General features: G+C 56.5%; 27 protein-coding genes. 26 read left to right on the top strand and 1 reads right to left on the bottom strand.

Going from position 1 to position 23,168, the window contains the following annotated elements; all coding sequences use genetic code 11:
* Positions 1–15: 15 nt before the first annotated feature.
* Entirely contained in the window at positions 16–417 is a 402-nt protein-coding gene (locus tag AC1RTP_RS26805; protein ID WP_498611689.1) for a hypothetical protein, read from the top strand.
* Positions 418–434: 17 nt separating this feature from the next.
* Here AC1RTP_RS26805 and AC1RTP_RS26800 read toward each other — a convergent pair whose 3' ends face one another.
* A complete protein-coding gene (locus AC1RTP_RS26800) occupies positions 435–1,235 on the bottom strand; it encodes a hypothetical protein (RefSeq protein ID WP_498611688.1) in 801 nt (266 codons plus the stop codon).
* Positions 1,236–1,380: 145 nt separating this feature from the next.
* On the opposite strand from AC1RTP_RS26800, the gene AC1RTP_RS26795 reads away from it, so the two are divergent.
* The 25 genes from AC1RTP_RS26795 (at position 1,381) to AC1RTP_RS26675 (ending at position 22,510) form a co-directional block, all read left to right on the top strand.
* Positions 1,381–1,599, top strand: coding sequence for a hypothetical protein (locus AC1RTP_RS26795; protein WP_498611687.1), 219 nt, complete (start codon positions 1,381–1,383; stop codon positions 1,597–1,599).
* 710 nt (positions 1,600–2,309) lie between these two features.
* A complete protein-coding gene (locus AC1RTP_RS26790; RefSeq protein WP_498611686.1) occupies positions 2,310–2,459 on the top strand; it encodes a hypothetical protein in 150 nt (49 codons plus the stop codon).
* A gap of 66 nt (positions 2,460–2,525) precedes the next feature.
* Positions 2,526–2,972, top strand: coding sequence for a hypothetical protein (locus AC1RTP_RS26785; protein WP_498611685.1), 447 nt, complete (start codon positions 2,526–2,528; stop codon positions 2,970–2,972).
* 20 nt (positions 2,973–2,992) lie between these two features.
* Positions 2,993–3,193: a DUF3717 domain-containing protein gene (locus AC1RTP_RS26780; RefSeq protein WP_498611684.1), complete on the top strand. Its 201-nt coding sequence runs from the start codon at positions 2,993–2,995 to the stop codon at positions 3,191–3,193.
* A 16-nt stretch (positions 3,194–3,209) separates the two neighbouring features.
* A complete protein-coding gene (locus tag AC1RTP_RS26775) occupies positions 3,210–3,983 on the top strand; it encodes a nucleotide-binding protein (RefSeq protein WP_498611683.1) in 774 nt (257 codons plus the stop codon).
* Between the two features lie 25 nt (positions 3,984–4,008).
* Entirely contained in the window at positions 4,009–4,611 is a 603-nt protein-coding gene (locus tag AC1RTP_RS26770) for a hypothetical protein (RefSeq protein ID WP_498611682.1), read from the top strand.
* Positions 4,604–5,344: a hypothetical protein gene (locus tag AC1RTP_RS26765; protein ID WP_498611681.1), complete on the top strand. Its 741-nt coding sequence runs from the start codon at positions 4,604–4,606 to the stop codon at positions 5,342–5,344. Before AC1RTP_RS26770 ends, AC1RTP_RS26765 begins: the two co-directional genes overlap by 8 nt.
* Positions 5,345–5,346: 2 nt before the next feature.
* The gene (locus AC1RTP_RS26760) at positions 5,347–6,027 is read left to right on the top strand and encodes a hypothetical protein (RefSeq protein ID WP_498611680.1); all 681 of its coding nucleotides are present in this window, start codon (positions 5,347–5,349) and stop codon (positions 6,025–6,027) included.
* Positions 6,028–6,042: 15 nt separating this feature from the next.
* Positions 6,043–6,912, top strand: coding sequence for a hypothetical protein (locus AC1RTP_RS26755; protein ID WP_498611679.1), 870 nt, complete (start codon positions 6,043–6,045; stop codon positions 6,910–6,912).
* Between the two features lie 52 nt (positions 6,913–6,964).
* Positions 6,965–7,276: a hypothetical protein gene (locus AC1RTP_RS26750; protein ID WP_498611678.1), complete on the top strand. Its 312-nt coding sequence runs from the start codon at positions 6,965–6,967 to the stop codon at positions 7,274–7,276.
* The gene (locus AC1RTP_RS26745) at positions 7,264–8,439 is read left to right on the top strand and encodes a carbon-nitrogen hydrolase family protein (RefSeq protein ID WP_498611677.1); all 1,176 of its coding nucleotides are present in this window, start codon (positions 7,264–7,266) and stop codon (positions 8,437–8,439) included. The genes AC1RTP_RS26750 and AC1RTP_RS26745 overlap by 13 nt, the downstream gene beginning before the upstream one ends.
* A gap of 100 nt (positions 8,440–8,539) precedes the next feature.
* Complete coding sequence (locus AC1RTP_RS26740; RefSeq protein WP_498611676.1) at positions 8,540–8,869, top strand: helix-turn-helix domain-containing protein; 330 nt, start codon at positions 8,540–8,542, stop codon at positions 8,867–8,869.
* A gap of 258 nt (positions 8,870–9,127) precedes the next feature.
* The gene (locus AC1RTP_RS26735) at positions 9,128–10,345 is read left to right on the top strand and encodes a hypothetical protein (protein ID WP_498611675.1); all 1,218 of its coding nucleotides are present in this window, start codon (positions 9,128–9,130) and stop codon (positions 10,343–10,345) included.
* Positions 10,346–10,560: 215 nt separating this feature from the next.
* Entirely contained in the window at positions 10,561–11,010 is a 450-nt protein-coding gene (locus AC1RTP_RS26730; RefSeq protein ID WP_498611674.1) for a TcpQ domain-containing protein, read from the top strand.
* A 32-nt stretch (positions 11,011–11,042) separates the two neighbouring features.
* Complete coding sequence (locus tag AC1RTP_RS26725; protein WP_498611673.1) at positions 11,043–12,614, top strand: hypothetical protein; 1,572 nt, start codon at positions 11,043–11,045, stop codon at positions 12,612–12,614.
* A gap of 9 nt (positions 12,615–12,623) precedes the next feature.
* Positions 12,624–13,901, top strand: coding sequence for a type 4b pilus protein PilO2 (gene pilO2, locus AC1RTP_RS26720; protein ID WP_498611672.1), 1,278 nt, complete (start codon positions 12,624–12,626; stop codon positions 13,899–13,901).
* Complete coding sequence (locus tag AC1RTP_RS26715) at positions 13,888–14,409, top strand: hypothetical protein (protein WP_498611671.1); 522 nt, start codon at positions 13,888–13,890, stop codon at positions 14,407–14,409. Before pilO2 ends, AC1RTP_RS26715 begins: the two co-directional genes overlap by 14 nt.
* A 14-nt stretch (positions 14,410–14,423) precedes the next feature.
* Positions 14,424–16,226, top strand: a complete 1,803-nt coding sequence (locus AC1RTP_RS26710) for an ATPase, T2SS/T4P/T4SS family (protein ID WP_498611670.1) — start codon at positions 14,424–14,426, stop codon at positions 16,224–16,226.
* Positions 16,223–17,323 carry a type II secretion system F family protein gene (locus AC1RTP_RS26705; RefSeq protein ID WP_498611669.1) on the top strand — a complete coding sequence of 367 codons (1,101 nt, stop codon included), beginning with the start codon at positions 16,223–16,225 and terminating at the stop codon, positions 17,321–17,323. The genes AC1RTP_RS26710 and AC1RTP_RS26705 overlap by 4 nt, the downstream gene beginning before the upstream one ends.
* Positions 17,324–17,386: 63 nt before the next feature.
* Positions 17,387–17,923, top strand: a complete 537-nt coding sequence (locus AC1RTP_RS26700) for a type 4 pilus major pilin (protein ID WP_498611668.1) — start codon at positions 17,387–17,389, stop codon at positions 17,921–17,923.
* Between the two features lie 69 nt (positions 17,924–17,992).
* A complete protein-coding gene (locus AC1RTP_RS26695) occupies positions 17,993–19,246 on the top strand; it encodes a hypothetical protein (protein WP_498611667.1) in 1,254 nt (417 codons plus the stop codon).
* Positions 19,247–19,826: 580 nt separating this feature from the next.
* Positions 19,827–20,126: a hypothetical protein gene (locus AC1RTP_RS26690; protein WP_498611666.1), complete on the top strand. Its 300-nt coding sequence runs from the start codon at positions 19,827–19,829 to the stop codon at positions 20,124–20,126.
* A 199-nt stretch (positions 20,127–20,325) separates the two neighbouring features.
* Positions 20,326–20,604 carry a hypothetical protein gene (locus AC1RTP_RS26685; protein ID WP_498611665.1) on the top strand — a complete coding sequence of 93 codons (279 nt, stop codon included), beginning with the start codon at positions 20,326–20,328 and terminating at the stop codon, positions 20,602–20,604.
* Positions 20,605–20,683: 79 nt separating this feature from the next.
* Positions 20,684–21,697, top strand: coding sequence for a CAP domain-containing protein (locus AC1RTP_RS26680; RefSeq protein WP_498611664.1), 1,014 nt, complete (start codon positions 20,684–20,686; stop codon positions 21,695–21,697).
* A gap of 120 nt (positions 21,698–21,817) precedes the next feature.
* On the top strand, positions 21,818–22,510 hold the full coding sequence (locus AC1RTP_RS26675; RefSeq protein ID WP_498611663.1) for a lytic transglycosylase domain-containing protein: 693 nt from the start codon (positions 21,818–21,820) through the stop codon (positions 22,508–22,510).
* The last annotated feature ends 658 nt before the right edge of the window (positions 22,511–23,168 follow it).

Here is a 23,168-nt window from a genome sequence, read left to right as displayed (position 1 = left end):
AAAAAAGGAAATCCAATGACAACCAAAGCTTCCATTAGTACCGGACAGAAAAAGGTACTCGACCGATTCAAGCCTGGTGTTCGTCTGATGCTCGATCCCTCCACCGGTTGCTATGCTTTTTTTGAAGGCGATTCAGTCACAACCGTGGATCAGCGGCCCGTCGAGGCAATGCTGCGCAGTGGCGTCCTGGAGAAGGACGCGATGGGACGTTGCTATGTGAAGATTGGGCTTGATATCGCTTCTAATCTCTCTACCCGCAAAACCCATCTGGCGGACGCGAATGGCAAGCCTACCGTCTGCCGGTATACGAAACATCCGCGGGCGCGCGCAACTTGGGTCGTCGCAGCCGAGTTCGCTCTGTTGCCGCCCGATGACAAGTGTCCGGATTGCGCGGGACGGCTGCTACCCCCTGCATAAGCCGCAAGGACGGGCGCTCACGCCCAGCAGCTGGAGGACGCGAACAGATCCGGTTGCCGCGTTGCCTTGTCGAGCGGGGGGAGGGTCTTGGCGAAGCGGCTTGCGGAGCTGCCGTCAAAGCTATTTGCTCCAGCAGCGGCACAGATCGCAATGCGACGCGCCGAGTTAACACGCCCTACGTGCAAATAGCAATTGCGCTTCCGAGCAAGCGAACCCCAAGCGACGGCGGTTGCCTCTTTCCACTGGGTGTCGCCCCCTATGAAAATTCCCACAGACGGGGATAGGAAACCGCGAACATCGTCCTCGTCCATGCCGTTCTGCACGGCGATCAACAGGGGCGCTGGCAAGCCGCGCAGCCGGTCGAGCCATGCCAGAGAGTAGTCCAGGGAACGCATCCCCCCCGAGACTATGTCTGGGAGGACGATCCAGTCCGCCTTCTCGCCCATCTTATCGACGGCGCGCATGAATGCCTTCTCGTCAAATGGTGCGTTCTGCTGGAAAGCGGTCCAAGCGCCGTTATCGAGTCCGTAGGGCATTCCCTCGGCGCGCAGAGCACCGGTTGCGGAAACGATGAGGCGCCAGCCGGCCGCACGCATCGCTTCAAGGTTCCGCCGAGTCCCCGTGCGACTCGCGTATGCGAGCATATGGGGACGATGCATGGACAGGCGCTCCAGCGACTCGTCGCCAAAATCGTCTGCGATGCCGTCTAGGCAGTAGTAGTTGGCATAAGCTTTCAGCGCCTGGGCGCGACCGACACGAACCCCGGTTACGTAAGGGGTAGCCCAAGCTGGCAATTCTTGTTTAGAAGCAGATCGCATAGGTTCGATGATGGTTGGAAAGAACCTCCATTATAGGCACATGTGCCTAGCGCCACAATAACAACAGCCGTTTTTTTATTGCGAAATCGTAAGAAATATTGGTTGCATATATAGGCACATGTGCCTATAATGAAGACCTACATGAATGAAATCGACGAAAATGACAGACCCTAGAGAATTGACCGAACTGATCGCGCGAGCCAAAGCAAGAGGCGCACATGTCGAAGTCGAATATGATTCAGAAGCGCTTTCGCGGGAAGGGCGAACCGTCCCGACAAAGCTGACGGTTTCGGGATTGCGCGGCTGTGGCCCCGGCGCCATGTCACCGATCGCGGCAGCCGAGCGGCTCCGTGAACTGGTCTAATCTTTCCAACGTCAGAAAGAGAGTGCCTTTGATGAAGCAATTTATCGGTCACTGGGGGCTTTCCCCTGCTCTGCCTGGCCGAACCGCTCTAATGTCAGAACGATCATTGAGTAGGGAAAACGGATATGACCATGCAGACCTGGAAGTCATCATGAGCTTGCCGGTCCACGGTGCCTGGATGAATTCCCGTGGTCCTGGCCATACGCTCCAGCGAATCGAGGACGATGCGGCGATGGTACTGTTCACTGATCAGTTTTGCATTGAAGAGCCTGAGCTAAGCGGTTTCGTCTTGGTGACGGCAGAGCGTGCCGATTCGAAAATGGATCTAGACCACGCGACATTCACCTACAACGTCTATGGAACCGATTCGAGAAAGCCATCTGTAACAGTACGGGTTGCGGGGCGCGCTGGGCTGAATAGACAGTATGAGACCCTCGTTGGATACCGACCTGACGCCGACGAACGATGCCTTACACCGATTCGGGAATTGCTTTGTTCCGTCGGCAGTGCACTGCTTTTCGACTATTCGAGCGGTCTATAGTGAAATAATTAAATCGTTCTTTACAACCGTAGGCACAGGTGCCTATAATCCTTGGAGTTGCGTAATGGTAATTTTTGAAGGGAGGGTCGAAGAGCGCGGCACCATAAAAAATGCCTGACTCGACGGCAATCGAATCAGGCATCCAGTTCAACCTAACTTGGAAGCTAACATGAACTCACATAATTTTATCGGAATTCGCATCAAAAAGGCTGACTATTTCAAGCTGCCACCCACGATGCGTATGCAGGCTGAAGGCCCCTTCGTGCTCTCCACTGTCAATGGTCGCGAGACGTTCGTACCGGCAGTGATCATTGAGTAAGTGATGCAGCGGGAGCCTTCGCGACGGCTCCCGCACGCTGGGCCATTTGCCCAACAATTTGGAGAAATGATGCGACAAAACAGATTTACTGATCCGGTGGAGTTGAAGTCCAAGATCATTCGCGTTGAACACTCGATGGTCGACGGTGCGCTTTTCATGGAAGTGATCCTGGCAGGGCTGCGCCTCCGGAGCGCCGCCGAACTCTCCAGGGCCACCGAAATGCCGCCGCCTGTCTTCAGCAGGATTCGCTGCGCGGGCAAACACATTTCCGACTCGTTGCTTATTGCATTACATGAGGAATTCGATCTGCCCATTGGTGAATTGAAGCAGTTGGTCAACGCATGTGCCGTTCCTTTGGACGAAGCCGACCGCAACGGAGCGCGCCATCAGGAGCGCATCCGCGACCTGGCCAGCGCCCCCATGTTTGCCAAGCATCAGACTGCGCGCCAGGTTGCGATTAATGGCGGCAGGCCGACCTCGGCAAACTGGCCGCGCCCGTCGGCTGCACTTTGACTCACTACGAGGACCGCAGGATGTTCAACATCATGGAACTCGAAGCCGCAATCAACGCGGCACGCGGCGCGGAATTCGCCCCAGAACACTGTTTGCCAGCTGATGCACGCTGTCTGGCAACAATCTACGGTGAAATGATCTATTCGCGGGAAACCTTCCGCAATTTGACCTCCCTCACCGAAACACAGCGAGCAACCTTCGAGCGTTGGCGTTCGAAATAACCACCAAGGAAAACACATGAGCAAAATGACTGAAAACCCGAGCAAACCCGCGACCGCTGGCGCGATCATCTTCGTTGACGGCGACAAGGGCGGCGTCGGCAAGAGTTGGGCCAGCTGCACCCTGCTCGACTGGATGCAGAAGAAGCAGCTGCCCGTAGCGGCGGTCGATGGAGACACCCGCAATCCGGATGTCTCCCGCATGTTTGCCGACTCCGCTCCCGTGCTGAACGCCAACTTGAGGATTCACAACGGTTGGATGGACATGATCGACTTCCTGGTGGCACACCCATCCGCGAACGTGGTCGTTTCCATGCCAGCCGGCATTGGCGACGTGCTCAAAAAAGAGGGCCGCGCCTTCCTCCAGACAGTCAAGCTGTTGAATCGTCCATTGGGAATGCTGTGGGTGATGAATCGTCAGGCCGACAGCGTGAACTTGCTGAACGAAGCGCTGGCCGCGATCGGCGACGGGCTGACCTTCAAGGTCGCGGTGAAGAACCTGATGTTCGGAGAAACCGATCAGTTCTACCGTTGGGAAGGGAGCGAGACCAAGAAGCGCTTCGAGAAGTCGGGCGGGATCACCATCGACATGACCGAGTTGCACGAACGCACCGTGGATAAGCTCCTGGGTAACAACGACGCAGTGATGCCTTTCTCGCAGGCTGTCATGCCGGTCAACGATGTTTCCAAGTCGCCCCACAAATTGACGCCGAGCGAGAACATGGAACTGATCACCTGGCTGCAAGAAAACCATAGCGCGTACGAAACGAACGTAGCAGCGCTGCTCGCTTAATTTCTGACGTTGGAAATCTTCCACCATGGACCACATACCATCCGCTGCGATCTTCAAGAAAAACAACGCCGTCGTCTACTACGGACAGGGACGACCGCAGCGGCTGTTTATGGGTGGGAAGACAGGCGGCTACCGCACCCTGTCTTCGGTAAAGGGCAGCGATAGCGGGGTGTGCGTACCCATAGACGAGATGGCCCGGCAAGTATTCCCTGCCCCGAACGAGAGCGGTGTGTTCGTGGACGAAGTGTGCAATGCCATCCAATACCGACTCGACCATAATTTCCATGTCGCAGTTCGGTATGTTCAGTGGAGCCCGACAAACTGGTCGGTCGCGAGCAGCATGTCAGTCGGGAACAGCGGCTTTTCATCGCTGCCATGCAAATCGCGCAGCTACCCCAGCCTGCAAGCGGCGATGCTGACCTATCTGCCACCGCTGCTCCAGCGTCTGGCGCATTTGGCGTCCGGCGTGGGGCGCGACATTGAGTTCAATGTCGCGAAGTCCAGTCGAGCGAAAGCAAAACGTTTCGGGCGGGATGCGCTCTATCAGATCCTCGGCGCCCTTCCCCGCGAGGTTTCCAATGATATACTTAAATCACTTATGATTAAGCCTGAGGGTTCAAATGGATAGAGTTGTTTGGCTGATTGCTGGCAACAAGGGCGGGTCCGGCAAATCGGTCACGTCCAAATCGCTCATCGATTGGCTATATAGGCTGGACCAACCAATCACTGTCGTTGAGGGCGACATGCGTACGCCGGACGTCGCTTCCGTATTCGCCCAAAGCGCCCATGATGACAACGGTTCGCAAGAACGTATTACGCTCCCTTGCATTCGCTTCGATTTGCACGATGCTGCTGGTTGGCCTGCCTTCTCTGACTACCTGTGTACCGCCGACGAAGACGGCGTGCTCGTGAGCGGGCATGTCGTCACAAACCTGCCCGACGGGATCAGCGACCGCGCGATGCTATTTTTCGAACGCTTCATGCACCTGGTGCAAGCGTACGGGTTTCGGGTGCGCGTTCTGTTTGTAATGAACACCCTTCCTGATGGACTTCACTTTTTCGGGCGTCTGGCCCAGACCTTCCCTGACGTCACGCCAGTAAAGAATCTGGCCTTTGGCAAGGTGCGACAGTTCGAACACTTTGATGCGGCGTACGGGCTGGAGTTTGATGATCGCGTGCTTCTGCTCCCCGCGATGGCTCCGCGCATCATGCAGGTGGTGCGGGAATCGAACTACTCGTTCGCGGACTTCATTGCGCAACGTGGTAACCAGCGCAGCAACACCCTACACGCAAAACTCGTAGTCGCGGAGTGGCGCGACAACATGCTTGAGGCGCTTGACGACGCCTTGTACACGGACTAATCATGAATGACTTATCTAAAGCAAAACCAATCGACCTGGCACTGCAAACGCTGATCGGGCGAGAGGCCACTACCGAGGAAATTTCGAAGTTCTATCAGATCCGTGATCTGTTAGGGTTCGCGGACCACGACTCTGCCTGGGCGATGCTACTCGCATTTGGCCACTACGAAATCCTGTATTCCGACATCGCGAAGAATATCGCAACGCAGGCGCGCGAAACTCTCGCTGACCACAAGCTCAGCCTGGAGGCGACAGCCGAAGCCGCAGAACGAGCGGTGAAAGGTAGCCTGATTAACACCGTGAACAAGGTCGCTCAGGAGGCGATCGCGGCAGGCCAGAAGCTGGCGCAGGCCAGTGCCGACAAACAGGCGCGGCGCAAGAGCATGCTGACGCTCGCCGTCACGGTGGGCGCGGCGGTGGTGCTGTCGGGAAGCCTGGCCGCTTTCATCGCATACACCTCCTATCAAGCCGGGAAGAAATCCGGGCTGGACGCCGCTGGCGTCGATGCCGCTTGGGCCGCTTCCGGGCAAGGACGTGCCGCTAAGTCGTTTTCAGCGCTAAATCCCGTTCAAGCCATGCTTGATTGCCAAGCGAATTTCCAAACCCGAAAAGAGGCCAACGCCACGTATTGCATACCGTATGACGAAAAAAGCAAGCTGACCTCCGGTTGGCGAATTAAATAACCCACTTAGGACCTGATGATGACCCAAGATATTCTGGCAAACAATGCCTCCGCCCAATTGGTGATGAACCACGGCAGCCCCTGCAGCATCGCCGAGTTCGCGCTCTTCCTGGAGCAATATGGCTATACGCAAGACCCTGCCAACGCGCACCGTTTTGTTTTTACCGACACCGATGCCGCAACCGCTGCGACCGACCCGTGCTCGATCGTACTTCAAGACCTGTCTGCACCTGTCGAGACGATGGATATTTTCGGCCAGGATGCAGAGCATTTCACCAACCTAAACTATCTCATGCAGAAGGCTGGATGGACTGGTTGCGCCGTGGTTAGCGTCGATGACGACGTTGCTGCTAAGCTGCTGGCCCGCTTGGTGAGCGTCGAGGTTACCGGCACCACCGTTGCCATGCCAGCGAGCAGTTTCCGCGCGGCGGCAGAGCCTGCCGGCATGCAATCGAACGTGCGCCCGCTTCCAGTGGCGCAAGCTCCCGCGCAGGTTTCCACTCAAAACAAGGAAGTCGGCCCGGCGAGCGCTGCTCTGAGCACCCTTGAAGAGGGGCATGCGCGCGTCCGCGAAATGACAATCAAATGCAATGCACTGGAAGAGCAGAACGCCGAACTGCAAAGCTCGAATCAGGATCTGGCGCTTCGAAACGAGCAGCTGGAGCGCCAACTCCACGAGGCGCGTCAACTCGCCGCCCGGAGCGCGGGCCAACAAAGTGCGGAGCCCGCCCTCGATCCTGTACCGGCATCTGACGGACTGCTGCGTATCATCGAAAAACACTTACTACCCAAACTCGACCAATCCGCTTATGGATCTGCGGAAACGGTCAAGGAACTCCGTGCCATTGGCTACGACATTCAATTACGTCTGGTGAAGGCTTCGTAAGCGGTCCGGGCCCGCTGGCCGCTAGCGTTTTCCAACGTCAGAAAGGACAGCCGTGTCACATGACCTCGCCAACAATCACTTCTCGACATGGATTGTGAAGCTCTATCTCGAATTGTGCGCAGGACTAGAGTTGATCGGCGATGCCGAGGCCGGCCAGGCGACAGCAGACCGAATTCGCGAGCTTTGCCGCGAATTGGAGGACCTTCTGGACGGAAGCGAAGGCGGCAGCGAAGAGGGTGATTCCCCTTTTGCCCGTCGCATACGAACGGTTGAGGAACAAATTATTACTGTAAGAGAAGCGATCGCCGTTTGGAAGCGGGGTGGGATTCAAAAAGGGCGAGAGGATACAGGATGTGGAAGGTGAACAAGGCGCCAACGTGGGCCATCTCGGCACTGGCCGGTGCTGGCGTGGGATTAATAGCCTGGTCTGGCAGCATGGTCGGGTTATTGATGGCACCAGCGCTTGTATTAATTTGGAGGGTAAGCGGTAACAGGTCGACGGCCTTCATCATGGCGCTCGCCTACTACTTGGCGGCCGGGCGCGGAGTCGTGCTCGGCGCTGGTGTCTTTTTCGGAGAATTAGGCGCCCTCCCCTCAGTCGCCGCCGGCATTGCATTGTGGTGTAGCTATAGCGTGATCTTGGCCACAGTATGGGCGTCATTTTGGGGCGCCAATTACCGTGGAGCACGGCTACTTGCAGTAATGTGCGTGATTTCAATTCCGCCGGTCGGCATTATCGGCGGCTTTAATCCCCTGCTGGCCGCCGGCGCGTATTTCCCCGGTCTCGGGTGGGTCGGCCTGGCGCTGTCATGTGCCGCGCTTTACTCCATCGCCGCCGCTCGCCGCGGTCTGACTGCCCTCCCCTTCCTTGGAATCGCTATCGCAGCCAATTTTGCTTACACTCAACCGGTAGCGCCAAACTGGACGGCAGTGAATACCTCGATGGGATCAGCAAAAGACATCTCGGCCCAGTATGACAATATGATGGACCTGCAGCAATTGGTACTCGCGCGAAGCAAAGCAGCTGATCCTGGTACCGTATTTGTCCTGCCTGAATTGGTTGGCGGCGATTGGTCGCTAAATGAACAGCGATGGCAAAGCATAAGAGCCCAACTCCAAAGCCGCAAACAAACGGCATTGATCGGAGCTTATATACCGGACGACACCGGTCCATTCTATGAAAATACCATTGTCTCAATAGGCCACGAGGATGGAATAACGGTACCCGACCGGATACCTGTGCCCATCGCGATGTGGGAACCATGGAGCGGTAAGGGCGCCAGAGCGCGCTGGACCGATTCTGGGATAAGAACCATAGCGGGTAAGCGAACGGCGACATTGATCTGCTACGAGCAGCTCCTGGTCTGGCCCGCTCTTTTGAGCTTCTCCAGTCGGCCCGAGATCCTGATCGGCCCCTCAAACGATTGGTGGGCCAAGCAGACCAGTATCCCAGCAATCCAAGCAGGGACATTCACCACCTGGGGGCGCCTTTTCGGAGTGCCCAGTGTATGGGCCAGCAACATTTAGCGATTCGCCACAGTTTTTACACAGCGTATAAAATTATTTTTGCAATTTTTGGTACTTAGTGTAAGATCTTCCAAAATTTCATTGCATAAAGGTATGCGACATGACCCGGACCACGCCAGTACAACTTTCGTTGATGCAACAAGCGAACGATCTGTGCGACCCAGATGGTACGCCAAATGCTCGCCGCATCCGCAAAATCGTCTTTCCAAAAATGTCCGCAGAGGATTTCGCACATCTGCTGGGGGTGTCGGCGAGCACCTATCGCTCGTGGGAATACAACAAACGCCAGCCGTCGGGCGCGGCACTCTCGTTGCTGAAGATGGCGGCGGCGGCGCCTGAGCTGGTCCAGGATATTTTGGGCGTTAGCGGGGCCGCAAACTCGGCGCTGGTCGCTGGTGCAAGGAATAGGGTGGAATATATGGCAGCGTGAGGCCAATAGACAAAAAGCCAAGGTGGCAGCCTTGGCTTTTTAGAAAAGTTTGACTTAGGTCTTGGGAAGAGCACTAGGTCGGGAAGCGATGGGTTAGATCACTCAGGACGAAACTCGCCCTGTTGGACCGATTCTAATCCGTCGCCTTCCGGTTTGCAAGAAAAAAAGGAAGACAATGGGACAAAGATCACTTCGCGCCTCTTGGCGTTGCAAAAACAATACCTGCGATTATCTCGTCTGCCCGCATGAGGCGGCTCGATGAGAAACCGCATCCTCTCGCTCACCAGAAACACGATCCCCTATGTGAAGGAAGTCATGCCTTTGGCCGGTTCGGTCACAGGCTGCATCCTCATGCAGCAGCTCGACTACTGGTTCGAGCGGTACCCTGATGGGTTCTACAAATTCCAAGATCCTGCACCTAGTCATCCAATGTACAAGGAAGGAGAAAGTTGGACCGAGGAGCTGGGATTCACCTTGACAGAGTTCCGCGGCGCGTTCGATCGCATAGGCGTCAGGCACAAATCGAAAAGTGACTGGACAGCAGCCGAGGATAAGTTCCAAGGCAAGTTCTACTGCTGCTTTACTGATCGCCGCGCAGGTGTAACGTACTATTTTCGCAATCACGCGGCCATGGACACGGCACTGGATGCGATCGTTCGTCGGCAGGAGAGGGCGCCTGTGCCGCAAAGCGGACCTGGCGGAGTGCCAGCGAGGGCTCCAAACTGGCAAAAACCACCTGTTTTACCCCAAAAACCGCCCGCAAACGCTGTGAATCAGGAAACCCCATCCACGGGAAATGAGGTTTCCTCATTTACAGCAAACGAACAAACGCAATTCACAGGAAATGACGGAAGCGAATTTACTGGAAACGCTGAAATCCAATCTACTGGAGATGCGTTTACCGTAGCCGCTGGAGTGTCAAAAGCACATTCCCAAGAAGTCGCAAAAGGTCATACCGCTTATACAGAGACTACGGTTTCAGAGATTACCAAACAACAACAACAACAGCGCGACGGATCACGCCATAACCACATCGGGGCGAATGAAGAGCGTAGTGGTTGTGATTCTTCTGATTTGGAAAACCTTGTGTATCCCTCAGGGACCTTGCCTGCCGAAAAGGCTGCTTTGTTGAAGCTTCTTGGCGATTGCCCAGCTGATTCGCGCCAGGCGGTACTGGACGAAGTCGAAGGCGCGCGTCTGAAGAAAACACTTCGCACCGGTATCGTCCCATTTGCTCGTCATCTGATCCTTGCTGCCCATACAGGGGATTTTACCCCGTCACTCGGTGTGGCAGTTCTTGCCGGCCGCCAGCAAAGTGTCGCCCAGACCCGTGTCTTGGAAGCGAGCGTGATGACAACCCCAAGCAAGGCGCCGAGCGATTATTCCGACGAGGAGATCGCGGCGTTGCCTTCTAGTGCCCTGCGGGACCGCATGACGAAATTGAAGCGCGAGCAAATGGCGAACGTTCGCGCTTAGAGTTTTTCTGACGTTGGAAGTGGAACACTTGATAACGTATTTGCCAAAGTGGGACAAGATGACGGCGGGCTAGTTTTTTTGTTTGACTAGCTCACTTTGATGTATCATAATGATATAAAGATATTTAAGTATTTTTGATTGCAGCGAATCGATCGTAATTCACAGTGGATACTTCTTCTGACGTAAGAAGGCCCACAGAAAAAATAAGGATAGCAATGAAGAATCTTCTGTTGGCCTTTGCGGTAGTCCCACACCTGGCATTCGCCGGGGTCGTTATCGTTGACGACAAGCCGCCTGTTCCTGTCAAAGCAGCGACAACTGCCGTGACCGCTTCGTCGGCCTCCGCCGGCACTTCTGTAGCCCCTGTAGATACATCCAAACAGTATTGGGATGTGCGTCTGGAGGACCACTCTATTTACGGCACCCTGCAGCGCTGGGCTGTCCAGGCGAATCCAAAACGCCAGATCGCATGGGAGCTGCCTCGCGAATTCGTGGTCGCGGCCAGTGATTCAAACGCCCCATTCTATGGAACGTTTGAAGAGGCAGTCGATCGTGTATTGGACTCGTTCGAGGCCTCGGATTACCCGCCTAAAGGCTGCTTCTATTCAAATGGCGTTCTGCGCGTCGTCCGTCGTATCGGCGACGGCCTCGAATGCAAGCGGTAATGGCCAGAATTCTTAACGTGAATGGATTAAAGATGAAACGAACACTGGCACTCACTATGCTTGTTGGTCACCTGGCCGGCTGCGCTACCGTCGCGACTGATCGCACAAACGTCGCAGTGTCCGACGGTCTGGCGCGTGTAGCCGCGCTGAAGGAGCAGGCGGGTATTGTTCCCGCTGCTGACAAGAACTCTGCGACCGTGAAGGTGAATAAGCCATATTACGGCTCCAAATCGATGCCGTTTCGTGCGCAAACGGTCCTGCCGGAAAAGTTCAAGGAACGCTACGAGTTCCGTTATCCAATGGTCTCCTTCATGCTTCCGCAGGCGGTCGAAAAAATTGCGTCTGTTACGGGCATCCCGATCCGCCTGGCTCAAGACGTGAACGTTCCTGTTGCTGGTGACGCAACCCCAAAACCAATTCAGCTGAACGCTTCGGCCACAGCCGAGGCCATGCTCGACCAGATCTGCCGATCCCAAGGCCTGAATTGGGAATTCCGGGATGGCGTGGTCGTGATCCAGCGATATATGACGAAGACCTTTACCCTGATGGTGCAGCCAGGCTCGGCGGATTTCGATTTTTCGCTTGGAAAAAATGGACAATCTCAGGCTTCCAGTGGAAGCGGCACCGGAACTATTTCGACCGGTTTCACCTCCCAGGCGAAGGTCGGCAAGCAGGCGAAAATGACGCCGATGGTGTCTGTAGTCGAAGCGATCAACAAGGTCATTTCTAAAGAAGGCAAGGTCATCGGATCGGAAGCGACTGGCAGCATCGTCGTGATCGACACACCGGATGGGATCGAGCGTGCGTCGCGGATTATCGAACGCGAGAATGAAGTGTTAACGCGTCAGGCGATCTTCCACGTTGAAGTTATCTCATTCCGCGCTAACGAGACGGACCAGTCGGGTGTGGACTGGCAAGTCGTTTTCAGCAATCTGAACAAAGTGGGGGCGACGCTGACGTCGCCGAAATCGTTGGCGAACTCAATCGGCGGCAATATCGGCGTCCAGCTGCTGACGGGCACCGGTAGCGTAGGGCGCTTTGACGGCACCAAGGCGTTTGTGACGTTGCTGAACGAGTATGGCAAGACCTCTACTGTGTATAAGAACGATATCCGCACGCGCAATCGCTCAACGACAACCGTGCAGTCGCTCGCTCAGACCGTCTACATTGCCCGTACAACGCCTGCGCCGCCTGGGATCAATGGCGCCTCCGGCGGCACGCCAGGGCTTGAACCCGGCACAGTAACGGCTGGTGTCGATCTGAAAATGCAGCCATACATTTTCGACAGCAACCAAATTTCGCTGCTGTTCAATCTGGGCATCGTGGACTTGAGCGACATCGTGCCGTTGAGCAGTGGTGTAGGCGCGAACCAGACGACGATCGAAGGCCCGGAAACGAAAGGCTTCGAGTTCCAGGAAGAGACATTCCTCACGCCTGGTGTCACGACTCTCATTACCGGCTACGAGCGTGTCTTGGAGTCGTACACGCGCCGCAAGCTCGGGCGCGATGTGCCGCTCGCACTGGGAGGTTCTTTCAAGGGAGACAGCCAGAAAGAGCACCTGTTTATCTTGATTACGCCAACGATGGTCGGTTCGGCCTACTAAGGGATCGTCATGGCAGCGTTTATGGAAGCAGCTGGTGTCCGGGTCGCCTTCGGGGTGGTTTGGAAGCAGGTCGATGAGAAGCACGAGAAATCGCAAGCTGCGGCTCTGGTGCGAAAGCACAAGGCCGCATACAAGATTCGTTGGACCAGCGGCGGTGCCGTTCGCTATGGCGTTGCTACGCAGGCGAAGTCGGCGGCGGAGAACAGAAAGAAGAGCGCAGTTCTTTCCGGGGCTGCGCTGTTTGCCAGCCAGGTGGGCGCCGACGGCAATGCGCTATTGATCCTTCCCATGGACGCGAAGCATAGCAAATACGCGCTCGTGGCACTGGTCGATGGGGCACCGTATTTGGATTTGGTGATTGCGCCGAACCACGTGCGCGAAAGGGTCGAAAGTCTTCGGGAAGAGGGGCACGGTTCATATGCAGAATTTGGCACTCACCCTGATTTCCCCGGTGCTACCGATTGGAAGATCGGTGACCTCATAGGCGAAGCAGCGGCTCAGGCCACTATGACGAAAGCCGTCGTGCGTCGTCCGTTCGCCATGAAAGTCGCGATGGGGGTCGTACTGCTTGCCGCGATCGGAGGCGTATACACCTGGGACTACATGGAACAGCAACGCGAGGAGGAAGAGGCCAAGAAGACTGTGGTCGATCCGGTCGCGGACTACAAGAAGTTTCTGTCCCAAGCGCTCACTGGCACCTCAGTGTCCGGCAACGCTGCTTTCAACGCTTTCTGGTCGCCGCTCGCGGAGCGTCAGGTGACGGCAGCCGGATGGGCAATCGAGAAGGTCGCTTGCAACCGGACGGCTTGCGTCGAAGACTGGGTGCGTCGTGGCGGGACCAATGAAACATTTATCGAACAGATTCCGAAAGGCGCCAGGTATGACCTCGGTTCGGGCAAGGCGAAGCCGGATGCCCTGAAGGTGGTTCGTGCTTTTGAAGCGAAACCGGTTTCTGTCGATACTGCCAAGCTCCCGGCCGGCGACGTGTTTTGGGTCAGGATCACGTCGCTGGCGCAGCGTTTGGCGTTCGAGAAGGATCTCATTGGCGAGTTTGGAGTGGACTATTCAATCGAGTCCGCCAAGGTGCTGGGGAACGCGAGTGGCGTCCCCAAGAATCTGATTGTCGAACAGGGGCAATTCACAGTTACCGGCCCGCTGGGGCTGCTGAAGGAAACGCTCACTACGATGCAGGACAACGTGTCCATCGATGAGATTTCTCTGGAGCTGGCCGGTGGGGTTATGGCGGCAAAATTCACTGTTAAAGGTTCGTACTATGTCAAAAATTAAATTTGTAGCTACCGTGCTCGTCATGGCTTGGTGCGCCAATTCGTCCGCGGTGACTTTTGCGCAGCTGGCGGACAAAAACGCTCGAATCATCGAACTGAAGTCCGATCTGGCGATCGCGAAAGCGGAAGCTGAACTCGCCGAGCAAAAGCTGAAGGCGCAAGGTCCTGTATTTGGTGCAGGCGGCGCGAATGTGCCAGCGATCCAGGTGAATGGAGCGCTCGCGGCGAAGGCTGCGGCACCGAGCCCAAAGGCACCAGAGCCGGCGCCCGAGAAGGAAATCTTCCTCAATGCGATCCACGGTTCCGCAGCGAACCTTGAAGCAGACTTTCAACGGCAGGGCGAGGCCATCAGCCGGAAAAAGGGTGAATACGTATTCGATGCCTGGGTAATTTCATCCATCGGGTATCCTCGCGTAACCCTGGTCAAACGAGCTGCAAACAAGAAGGAAAAGGATGTTTGCAAGAGCGTTGCAGTTGGCGCTTCGATCACCAACTCGCCGAATTGCTGAAAGGCGCTACGGACATGATCAAAAAACTCATCGCGAAACTGAAAGGCCGTGGTGCCGAGACTAAGTCCTCGAAGCCACGCGCCGATCGGAGCGCAAGCAAAGACCGGCGCGCTGCTGCTTCCGTTCCAGAGAATGTGCAGGTATGCCGCAAGCCGGAAGACATGCCCCAGTTCGAGGCCGTAATTAGCGGGACGGGGAAGGACGCATTAGTACGCTTGCGCGCATCTGATGTGGAGCATGTCGTCGTCTTGAAGTCCGGCGCTGTCGCTACGATTCTGATCAGCGTTGAGATTTACCAGACGGTCCAGGCGAAACGCATCTTCGAAGAGATTCGCGAGGCGCTGGGCCCGAAGTTTGAGCGAGAAAAGACTCAGTGGGCAACCGCCGAGATCGTGGAAGGCGCGCGCAACCGGAAAAAGATCGTGGTCACTGGAGGCGAATCGATCGCCACTGCAGACACAAAATTCGCCAACGAGTTCGCGGAATGGCTGGAATACGGCATGCGCGAACGAGCGACCGATCTTCACCTGGAAAAGGACGGCGATGTCGCGCGTTTGCGTTTCAGGATCGACGGCCTGTTGGAACCAATGCGCAACGGTGCCGATGGACAGATCATGGGCGACTTCGCAAAAGACGTTATCGCCTATGTGTACAACAAGCTGATCGACAAGGACTCGAATACGAGTTCAGCTTTTAACGAGCGCTCCTATTCGTCGTGCACGGCCACCTATGACCTTGGACGTAAGAAACTGCTTCTGCGGTGCCAAGTCAATCCTACTGTCGATGGATTCGACTTCATTGCGCGGTTCCGCGTCGAGGGCGAGAAGGGCGCGGACGCTCCGAAATACACGCTGCGAACCATGGGGTATACCGCGTCGCAAATTGCCCTGATCGAGCGTGCGGCAAAAGGAAGGCGCGGCCTAATCATCGTCGCCGGCATCCCGAATTCTGCGAAGACGACGCTGGTTCAGGTCATACTTGAGAATTTCGAAGACCGCGAAGACTATAAATTTGTGACGCTGGATGATCCGGTCGAATTCAAGCTGCCGGGAGTGTCGCACGCCACCATCAAGGCCGTGCCTGGTGACGCGGAAGAAAGCGCAAAGCTCTATACGCAAGCGGTGGAATCGTGGTTGCGCGGGAATCTTGACGTTCTGTCGAGTGGTGAAATTCGCAATTGGGCTTCGGGGATCACTGCGGTTACAGCTGCGCGCATCGGCTGCCTGGGCTTGGCCACGATCCACGCGAACAGTTTCATGGGCATCTTCGAACGGCTGACGGACCCAGAGATCGGCCTTGGGATGCGGGCGATCACCTCGGACGGCATCATGGCCCTAGGCATTTACCAGTCGTTGGTTCCGCTGCTCTGCAAGGACTGCGCTACGACCAGTGACAATATTCCTCTGGCACTTCGTAAGCAGGTTAAAGCGATTGGTGAGCGCTTCGGCGTCGACACGTCGAGGATGCGCTTCAAGGGCGGATACATCAACGGCCAGGCGTGTCCCACGTGTAAGGGACGGGGCACCAAAGGGCAGAAGGTTGTTGCGGAAATGTTCGACCCTTCGAGCAATGAGGAGTTCCTCCGCCTTATGCGTCAAGGTGACGATTTCGGCGCGCGTGCACTCTGGCGTGGCATGAGTGACGGCAAATTCGACAGTGCCGACATGACAGGCAAGCCGGTCTTCCTTCACGCGTTGAAGGATGCTCTCGATGGTCTGATTGACATTCGCGCATGCGAACGCTACGGAAACTTCCAGACCTTCGATCTGGGACCACAGCGCAGCAGCGCGATCGCAAATCGGGTGCGATCCGTATGAGCGCCGCATCGAAATTCAGGGGTGCGCGGGACGCCTTCTATCGCGATCTCGCGGAAGCATTCGCCGCCAGTGAAAGCCTCTACCTATTCCTGGCCCGCCGGCGCGAGTTTTGCGACGAGCAAGGGCAAGCGGCGATGGCCGAGCTGTATGAGGGCATGATCGGCAGGATGGACGAATCGTCCAATATCGCCGATATCGTCGGTGACGCCGTACCCGCAGAGGACACGCTGTCGCTGTTGAGCATCGACGCGGCGAAGAACGACGTCGAGCGGGCGCGCATGCTGCGCAACCTGGCGGCATCGATCCGCCGCCGGCGCGAGATGACAAAGGTTCTGTGGAAGGCCTTGAGCGGCCCGGCGATTGCCGCTCCGATCGTGCTCGTAATGCCGGTGCTGAGTGCGTTCCAAATGCCGATGTACGAAGAAATGGTTCCGCCGTCGCAATGGGGTTTCTGGGGTCAAATCTTCTATTGGGTGTGCTACGTGATCCGTACCTATTGGTTTGTGATCGGGGCGGGGCTGGTCGCGGGTGGCGTATGGTTCTACCGCTCTTTCCAGAAATGGAGCGGCCCTTTGCGCTCGCGATTCGACCGGCACCTTCCCTATTCGATCTACCGTGATATGTCGGCCGCAGGTTTCCTGACGGCGATGGCCGAGTATATGGCGAACAAGACACCCATGGTAGCGGCCCTGGAGGCGCTCAAGGAGCGATCGACGCCATGGATGGCAGCAAGAATCGAAGCGACACTGGACAAGCTGGAAGAAGAGCCCGGCAACTACGCTGCGGCCTTCAACAGCGGGCTGTTGTCGCCCGAATTGCACTTGCGCCTGGTGACGTATGCGGAACGTGGAAATTCGCGTGTCAGCGATTCGAATGATGCTTTTGCTGAAGGCCTGATCCAGCTGGGAACCGACGGACTTGAGCACGTGGCCGAGAGCGTAGACAAGAACGCGGTCTGGTTGACCCTGGTGTCGACCATCGTGACCGTTGCGGTACTGGTGATCTTTTATGGTGGTAACACGGCAATCGGCACGCTGATAAGTGACAAGTTCACGCAAGAAGCTGATGGCCTGCAAATGCAGTCAAAAGGGAAGTAAAAGAAATAGATGTTACAGGGCAATATTTCAGAGTAATATTTTAAAATTAACCATGGGAATCCTATGAAAACGAATCGCTTCACCGTCAAAAAACAAAAAGGCTTCACCCTCCTCGAACTCGCTTTCGTCCTGGTCGTCGTGGCCATTATCACCATCCCGATTTACAACCGATTTACCGAGAATCGCGACAAGGCTGCGACGAAGGAGGAAGTCGATAGCTGGCTGTCCATCGCCGGAACAGCGCAGGAAAAATATACCAATGCGACCGACTACACCGGCGCTTCCGAAACCGTCATGAAGAACAACAACATCTTCCCCGATGCAATGCTGGTCGGGGCCATCGTCCAGAACAAGGCCAAGGGCACCGTGACCTGCGCCCCAGTCAACCTGACGGGCACTAACGACGGCCTGGAATGCACCTCGACCAATTACCCCAAGTCCTGGTGCACGTCGTTGGCGCAAAAGGTCGACAAGGTGATGCGTCGAATTACGGTTGGCGCCACCGTGGTCAAGCCCACTGACGGCGTGGTCGATCTGACTGCGCTGGGTACTGCCTGCGTGGCCGGCGCCAACACCATTAAGTTTGCCCTTCCGAAGTAACTCAACAGATCGCCCGCACACACTATGAAACCTTTACGAAAATTCCCGAGGCGATCGCAGGGCGGCTGGATGCTGATCCAACTGGCGTTCGCCTTGGTCATTCTTTCGATCCTGGCTGCGGGCGATTTGACGAAGCAGTTCAACGATAAGGCTGATGTGCGCGCGCTGGCGATCGCATCCGGTCTTGACGTAGCCCGCAACGCGGGCAACGACTATATTGCCAGCTACTACAACCTCATCAATGCGAAGGCGGCCGGGCAATCCATCACCGTCGGCGCCGTAACGGTGGCAAATGCGGTTGCGCCGACTGTCGCGGAGCTGGTGCAACTTGGGAAGATGCCTCCAAACTCCACAGGTACGGCGCTGATTCCGGGGAGTAGCTACAAGTTTTTCATCACCACCAACCCGACCAGCTGCGCATTGCCGAGTACGCCGGGCTCGCTGTGCAATCTTGAGGGTCTGGTTTGTATCGACACAGCGCTCACGACCAGGGGGAAAATCGATTACGGTAGGCTTGGCCTGGCCGTTCGCAAGCTTGGCGCCGACGGCGCGTACTCCACCTTCGAAACGCCAGCCATCGTGTCGGGACTGGGCGGCACCTGGTCCGCGGCGAATCCTGTCGCCTCCACGGCAAAGGGGATTCTCTGCGCACGATTCGGATACTCGTCCTCAACGTTCGCGCAATTTGTCCGCAAGGATGGCACGGTCTCGATGACCGGCAATTTCAATGTCGGCGGCAATTCGATCAATAACGTGCTCGACGTCACCAGCACCGGCACCGTCAAAAGCAGCAAGTTCCTGACTGACATCAAGTTGGCCGGGACGCCGTGCACCGACGTTGGCGCGATAGGCAGCGGTGACAAGCTCGCGATGGTTTGCGATGGCACCGCTTGGCAGGTGGCCGGCAGTCCGCGCGCAGCGCCTGGCATTGATTGCGGCGCCCAGCAGGGCGTAACCGCTGTCTCAACGGTTACCGGCGAGACCTTGGTATGCAAGAGCACCGCGCTGGGCAATAAGTATGTGAAGTTGGTCAGCCTGGTCGGCAAGAAGGTGCTAATCACCAACGTGGTAGTGCAGGACGGCACGGTAGTCAATATGCCGACGTGTGACGTAGGCGGAGTGCCGGATTTCTCATTTGACGCGACTCAAGTCACGCTTGATCTCACCACAAGCCCTCCGAAGCAGACGATGTATTGGACTGCGACGAACGCCAGCGCAACAACGTGGGCAGTCAAGATCCGGCTGAAGGACAACTTTGGTGCGGAAGTGTCGGGCAATACGGTGGGGCTGACGAACATCATGAATCTCGAATGCAGGTACTAACTAGAAAGGTAATAAAACCCATGAAAAAAATATTATCAACGATCTACTTCTGCGCGCTGGCAATTGGCGGCGGGGGCGGGGTGCAGGCGCAAACGCTGCCTTTACCGCAACCTACCGCCGTCGTGTCGGGGGCGGTGAATGTTGTCCAACAAGCTGGGGATACCAGGACCTCGGCAAAGTTCGCGGCCGACTGCGCGGCGGGGATTGGCTTGAGCAACTGCGTGGCGCCATCCACTCCCAACAACTGCCCGGCCGGGAAGCACTGGACCAGCGCCGGCTCGGGTATCGCTCACTGCGTTGCCGATGATCCAATTTGCCTGAGCCCAAACACATTGGAACACGACGCGCTGGGGAATCCGTCGTGCGTCGCACCAGTTATCACGTACGACACCCAATACAGGACGCTGTCGTGCGCCTCCGGTTACGAAGGCAATGGGAAGGACCAGGAACGTACTGTGACCTACACCAACGGCGTGGCGTCCTACGGTTCCTGGAGGACAGTGTACAACGACTGCACCGCGATCCCATCTACGCCGGCTCCAACGCCTACGTGCTCGAACGGCGCCTCTGACTATCCTACTTGCACGCCACCGTACACGCCACCTGCAACATGCGCGAACGGCGCGAGCAACTATCCGACCTGTACCTTCCCGTCAGCAACGTGCGCGAACGGTGCAAGCAACTATCCGACCTGCACCTTCGCTCCAACGCCTACGTGCTCGAACGGCGCCTCGGATTATCCGACCTGTACGCCGCCGTACACGCCGCCTCCAACGTGCGCGAACGGCGCGAGCAACTATCCGACTTGCACCTTCCCTCCGCCGCCGCCACCGCCGCCGCCGCCAGCGTGCCCGGCGACGATGTATTCGTGCGGCTTTGAGCAATTGGGCGTGATCAAGATGACGATCTATACTACGACGTTCTCCGGCCCTAGCTGCACGGCAAAAACGACCACGCAGACGTTCTATGTTGATTCGCCCGATTGCCCTTACTGACATAGCGGGCAAGGGCTGACGCAGCAATTCAAAGTACGTGGCCGGTGCCGCGTACTTTTTATTTATCTGAATTGTGATCCCGCTATGACGACCAAAAAAAACGAAGCCTCCATCGATGAGGTGCGCGATGCCGAACCGAAAAGAGGACGACCATCTCGCGGAATTTCTCGCGGCGAAACGTTCAAGCGCGCATCAAAGGCTAATCGAGCAAAGCAGCTCGAAAGTGGAAAGGTTGAGCTGAAATGCTTTGTAAGTCCCGAAACTAAAGAATGGTTGGCGGCCCAGAAAGGAGCGCTCTCGTGTTCGACGGTAGGCGAGGTGCTCGATCGGCTCGCACAACAGGCAGAAAAAAAAGATGGATAATTATGTTGATACACTCAACAAAAGTGATATAATGATTCTCAGCAGCAAATCAAATAACCGTCCAGAAAAGGGTATGAACATGAAAGCAAATTATTCGTTGACCGCCGTGGCTTGCGCATTCCTGTTGGCTGCTTGCGGCGGTGGTGGCGGCGGCAACGGCGCTTCGACTGCGCCCGTCACGCCGGTCACGCCCCCTGTTGTAACGCCCCCTGCATCGGATATCCAAACCAGCGTTGCGGCTCCGACGTATGCCGCTGGCTCGCAAGAACTGGCGTTCTTCACGATCTTCAACGACTTCCGCTCCAAGCTCGGCCTCGGCCTGGTAGCTCAGAACACGAAGCTCGACACCGCCGACCAGAACCACATGAAGTACCTGATGACCAACACTGACGTGGACTTTTCGGCTGTTGACCCGAAAACTGGCCGTCCCTACTTCCACCTGGAAGACCCTGCACGCCCGAACTACACCGGCGTAACGGAACTGGACCGCGCAAAGTTCACCCAGTACCCTGGCGTGTATGTCGGCGAATTCGGCGCATACGGCAAAGGCAAGGGAGCAGCGGTGGCGATCACGGATCTGATCGCGACGGTGTATCACCGCTCGGGTCTGATGTTCCAGTTCCCTCGTGAAGTGGGCATTGCCGTCGCCAACGATCCGAACCAAACCATCGTCGTGACACTCGGCTACCAGACCACGAAGCAATATAACGCAAGCAATTTCTTCGGGACCTATCCGGCCGACAAGCAGACCAACGTGCCGCGCGTGGCCTACATCGAGACGCCAAACCCGTTCCCTGATGTCGCCTACGCCGACTTCAATACCAAGACTTCGTTCCCGATCAACGTCGTGTCGGAAGAGAGCACGACGCTGGCGGTTACCTCGTTCACGGTAACGGAGGCGGGTCAGAGCGCGCCTCACGATTCGCGCTTGCTGACTAAAGACACCGATCCAAACAAGCAGCTGGCGGCCAACACCGCATACCTGGTCGGCAAATCGCCATTCAAGGCTAACACTACCTACAACGTGAGCTTCACAGGCACCGTCAACGGCGCCGCCGTCGCGAAGACGTGGAGCTTCACGACCGGTTCGTAAGCAAGGTCGAGTTGGTCAAATGGGAGGCACGACAGTACGTGTGCCTCCTTTTCCTCGTTTGCAGCCGGCGTTCCGTTATCCCTCATTCGGGCTCCTCCGTCTTTAGCTAGGCATTCGTCCATGTCAATTCAATTTATTCTTATCAAGGTACGTCTCGGTGCGATCTTGCTTACGCTTTGTCCGTTTGGCGCTCAAGCTGCAGGCAACGAAATTGCCTCCTTGATGAGCCGGTGTGCCCCGAAGGTGCACATCGAAACCTTGGGGGCCATCGTAAGGACCGAATCTAGTGGCCATACGTTTGTGTTATCCGATGACGGCCCGCGTAACCTACCGTGGGAGAAGAGGAAGTACATGGTGCGCAGTCTGTATCCTGCGACGGCGTTGGAAGCATCTGTGCTGGCGCGCAGCTTAATTGATAGCGGGCACCTGGTGGGAATAGGGTTGACGCAAGTTAGTAGCCAGCACATGGCGCGCTTCGGCGTCTCCGTAGAGCAGCTGCTTGATCCCTGTACGAACTTGGCGGTGGGCGGCAGAATTTTAAGCGAGCTGTTCGAAAAGGCTACACCTAAATATCCTGATGAACAGCTTGCGCTGGGCGCGGCTATATCGGCATTCAACACTGGCAACTTCGAAGACGGTTTTGCAAATGGATACGTCAGGAAGGTTCTTATTAATGCCGGCGCACGCGTACCTGGATTGGGCGCCTTTGCGCCAATACAGCGGCGCAATCCTAGGCCCAGCGCGAAGACGAAGACGACGGAACGGGTGATCATTCTCCCTGCACCGGACGGCGTGCAGCAAGCGCTACGGTGATGAAAGAACTCGTCTCGGTGGGCTACATTCATGGATTTGTCCCATGATTAGCCGTTTGCTCGCTGGCCGATACCATCGGCGCCTATTCGTCTGTGTTGCAAAGTTTCCCGACCATCGGCTTTGGTACGTGTTGGCATCCATTGCCGCAATCGCTTGTTGGGCGTGTGTCTGCAACGCCCAGTTGGGCTGGCCAATTACCGCCGGCGCCGGCGTCCTATTGATCGCTTTAGTGAGCTGGGCCTTTTTGGGAGTGTTTTGTATTCCGTGTGCCGACGTGCCAGCAGTCGTCCTGCAGCTGGACGGATCTGGGACATTTTCCGCCCATCTGCGGCGGCATATACCGAGCGCGAAAATGTTGGAGCAGGCGGTACGCGAGACGGTCGTCCTCGCACAAGAATTAAAGTACGACGGCGTGGTATTGCGGTCGCCCTTGTTTGGTAGGGCATCCAGGGCCGCAGTGTGGTGTAGGTGGCTTGGGCGTACCGTCGCGCGGGTGGCGCCAGGCGCTGTGGTCGCAATTGAAGACGACCGACCCATTACTGGCTATGCCGCGGCCAGTTACTTATTCTGGTACGACCAGCATCGCAAGCACGCAATCCCAGCCCCTGAAGGCCTAAAGGCGGCGCGAATGAAAGTCGTGCTTCCTATTTCGACAAAA

The sequence above is a fragment of the Pseudoduganella sp. GW821-FHT11H04 genome, assembly GCF_058807935.1.
Note: the sequence above shows the minus strand (reverse complement) of the source record. Positions and strands in the feature narration are given on the sequence as shown.